We start from the raw sequence: 2460 nt of genomic DNA, 5'->3' as shown, positions 1-2460 counted from the left end.
CGCCTTTTTTGTCTTTCTTTTCAAATAAAAACTCACTCCAAATCAAATTTATTAAAACAAATTCATCCGTACTGTTATTTTAGTACTTTGTTGTTAAAAAAAAGCTCTTCAATAGTTATGCTTGGTTCGTATTTTAAGAATAGATTCTTTATTTTTATTTTCTCGTTATCGGAAAATGGTCTACGACCATTCTCCTTATTCCAATACGACTGTGTTGATATCCCTAAATAATTGGCCATATCTGTTTGCGTCATAGACAGCGACGATCTTAGCCCTACTAATTTATTCATAAACTCACCTCCTTATTTAAGTACTAAATTTTCAGTACAAATTAATTTAAACATATTTTTATAAAAAATGCAAGTAAATGTTTTATTTTTTTAGTACTTATGTTATTATGACCATTAGGAGGTACTATATGAAGAGAAAAATAGGCTATAAAATTAAGGAAATACGGATGAGTTTACCTGATAAACCATCAATGGAAGAATTTGGAAAATTATTTGACCCACCTGCTAGTAAAGGTGTAGTTAGTAATTGGGAGAATGATTATAATTATCCTAACGAATCTAGATTAAAACAAATAGCCAAGTTAGGTAATATTTCAGTTTACGAATTACTTTACGGCTACAAAGAAGAATTGATGTCTTTTGATACTGGAGAGGAATTTGATAATTATAGGAAGAAAATAATTGATCAAATAAATAATAATAAGAACTCTGTTGAAAAAAGCTTTCTTAATAATAAAACCACATTGATTAATATGATTAAAAATGAGATTGCTTCAATTGAACTTGAATTAGAAAAAATAGATAATAACAACAGCAATTCAATTTATCCAGAAAATAAAGATATTATTTACTACCAATTAGAGGAACTTATAGATAAATTAGAATTAAAGATAAAGGAAATTGAAAATAATCCAAAATATAAATTTTATATTTTTTATAATATCATCTATTTAATTGCTGAAAAAGAAGATATAGAGCTGTCTGATATCAAGTTTCAATCTGACTTGTATGATGGTTTAACCATATATGTAAATAACAAAGAAACAAATGTAGTCAAAAACTTGAACAACGAAATTCTACTTCATTATATAAAAGATTATCATGATTGGAACACTAACATAAAACTAAATAAAGATAAGTATTATAAAGTTATAGATAACCCACAAGATATATTGAATTAATAAATCCTCCCCTATTCACTGCAGTGGTGTGCTTGGTAGTAGGAAGGAAAGCAAAAATGATAAAAGAATATTACTTAAAAGATGGTACAAAAAAATATATGTTCCAGGGATATTATGGAACAGATTCAATAACTGGTAAAAAGATAATTACCACAAGAAGAGGATTCAATACCCAGAAGGAAGCTAAGATTGCTGAAGCAAGATTTAGCTTAACAGTTACTGAAAAACAAAAAACAATTAATGTAAATATCACATTTAAGGATTTTTTCCATGAAGTTTGGTGGGATGCATATATTAATGGTCAAACCAATAATCATAGTAAACCACCTACAAAGGCAACAATTGCAGCAACTAATGATATTTTCAGACTTCATTTGATGCCTTTATTTGGTGATTCTAAAATATCTTACTTAAACGAAAACAAAAGATATGTAGTTAAATTACTTTCAAAAAAAGCTGAAGAATATGCAAATTTTAAAACTATCAGAAGTTATTTTGTATCAATATTTGATCTAGCTGAAGAGTTTGATTATATCGAAATAAATAAACTAGAGAAATCTGTTAGAAGAATTAAATCAATTAAGAAGCAACAATTGAAAGAACTAAAAGAAGATGCTGAATTATATTTATCTTTTGAACAATTAACAGAGTGGTTAGATTGTACGTTTAATGACTATAAAAATGAATATTTAGATTTAAAAGACTATACTTTATTTTTAACCACATTTTTTCTTTCTGATAGAAAATCTGAATCTTATGCTTTAAGATGGAAAAATATTGATTTTGCTAATTCCCAAATAACTATCAATAGAGCATTAGATAAATTTGGTAATATAAAATCTACAAAAGGTGAAAAACAAACTATCTTCACCGTTCCTAATGAGTTAATGGCATATCTCAAAAAATGGAAAATTGAGCAACATAAATTTCTTACAGGATTTAACATTGTTCAAGATGATGATCAATTTGTTTTTACCTATATTGATACAAACGGGAATGTAAACAAACCACTTCATGTAGATTATCTAAATTACCGTATGCAGGCAATTCAAAAAAGACATCCTAACTTGGTTCATTGTACACCTCATAAGCTAAGACATACTGGTGCTACATTAGCTAAACAAGCCGGTATAGATATTACTCAAATTTCTGAAGCTTTAACTCATAGCGATACTGATATTACAAAAACATATATAAATTCACCAAATGTTATTCCAATAACAGTAGGTGAAATAGCAGTAAGCGTCCTATATCAGAGTATCTTGATA

General features: G+C 27.3%; 3 protein-coding genes. 2 read left to right on the top strand and 1 reads right to left on the bottom strand.

Annotated elements, in window-relative coordinates; genetic code table 11:
• Window positions 1–74 precede the first annotated feature (74 nt).
• Window positions 75–290, bottom strand: a complete 216-nt coding sequence (locus tag HMPREF2811_RS02585; RefSeq protein WP_071407968.1) for a helix-turn-helix transcriptional regulator — start codon at window positions 288–290, stop codon at window positions 75–77.
• A gap of 128 nt (window positions 291–418) precedes the next feature.
• On the opposite strand from HMPREF2811_RS02585, the gene HMPREF2811_RS02580 reads away from it, so the two are divergent.
• The gene (locus HMPREF2811_RS02580; protein ID WP_071407967.1) at window positions 419–1192 is read left to right on the top strand and encodes a helix-turn-helix domain-containing protein; all 774 of its coding nucleotides are present in this window, start codon (window positions 419–421) and stop codon (window positions 1190–1192) included.
• Between the two features lie 56 nt (window positions 1193–1248).
• Window positions 1249–2460: site-specific integrase (locus HMPREF2811_RS02575; protein WP_071407966.1), on the top strand; the 1212-nt coding region annotated here is incomplete at its 3' end.

Origin of the sequence: Globicatella sp. HMSC072A10, assembly GCF_001811625.1 — a bacterium.
Taxonomy (GTDB): domain Bacteria; phylum Bacillota; class Bacilli; order Lactobacillales; family Aerococcaceae; genus Globicatella; species Globicatella sanguinis.
Note: the sequence above shows the minus strand (reverse complement) of the source record. Positions and strands in the feature narration are given on the sequence as shown.

Bases quoted from the DNA above. Each gene is read 5' to 3' on its own strand.
- HMPREF2811_RS02585 (WP_071407968.1), bottom strand. From the start codon at position 290: ATGAATAAATTAGTAGGGCTAAGATCGTCGCTGTCTATGACGCAAACA.
- HMPREF2811_RS02580 (WP_071407967.1), top strand. From the start codon at position 419: ATGAAGAGAAAAATAGGCTATAAAATTAAGGAAATACGGATGAGTTTA.